This window comes from Oceanobacillus alkalisoli (assembly GCF_021556485.1).
GTDB classification, from domain to species: domain Bacteria; phylum Bacillota; class Bacilli; order Bacillales; family Amphibacillaceae; genus Oceanobacillus; species Oceanobacillus alkalisoli.
Window position 1 is genome coordinate 1 of record NZ_JAKGBW010000036.1, and the last position, 871, is coordinate 871.

Sequence of the window (871 nt, forward strand, 5' to 3'; positions counted from 1 at the left end):
AGAGCCACTAGCAAGAGCAACTATCTCCCGGCCTCTTATTTCACCAATCACCATGGCAACATTCAGTTATGTCCTCGCCGTCCTGTTTCTCTCTGGCACTCTCATCGCTTCTGCAGCTGCTCTCTGCCAGCAGCAGGGCGAAGCGGTGCTAGACACCAGTGGCAACCGGGTCCGACTGGGCCCCAACTACAAAATCGAATACACCAATGCCGACGGCCGTAAAGGTGTGCTAGGACTCCTGCGCAACGATCAAAGCCAATGCGAGAAGTATGTCGGACCTACCAACCGCCGGGAGGGCCGGGAGGTGACCTTTGCTTCGGGTAGTGGCAACTTTGAGGAAAACACCATGAAGGAAGGTGACCGCTATGTGTTCAGCTCCATTGCAACGTGGAACCACCCATGCAAGCTGCCCAGCATCTGGACCACCGGCAAGACCAGCAATGACGTCAATTTCACGCCCATCATCGCAGGGCAGGATCAGGAAAGCAACAAACTGCGATTCAGTTTGTTCCAGGTGACCAAGGCCAAAGAACAAGAAGGAGACTACAAGTTGTCGGTGTGTTCTTACAAACAGAACGAAGAACAGGCCTCCTGCACCGAACTAGGTACACACGATCTAAACGGCCAGGTTGTTCTGGGCAAGAATGGGGACTCGTTCACCGTCAGGTTTGTCAAGCACGAACAACTTGCCATGAGACCTACTATCTACTAACCGTCAAACTACGACGTGAAGTCAAGGATGGGTATATGCATGCAACCTGTGTACACCCAAGCGGGTGCTAAATAAAACTTCCTTTCTAGCCATGCACATTGCGCAGACCCCATCCTGCTATGTAGCTCGTGATAAATAAATAAAGTAATGAGGCCTCCA

General features: G+C 51.9%; 1 protein-coding gene. It reads left to right on the forward strand.

Annotated elements, in window-relative coordinates:
- Positions 1-712 (forward strand): Kunitz family serine protease inhibitor (locus LZD48_RS18360; RefSeq protein WP_207346484.1); only part of this gene is annotated, 712 nt, incomplete at its 5' end.
- Positions 713-871: the final 159 nt, after the last annotated feature.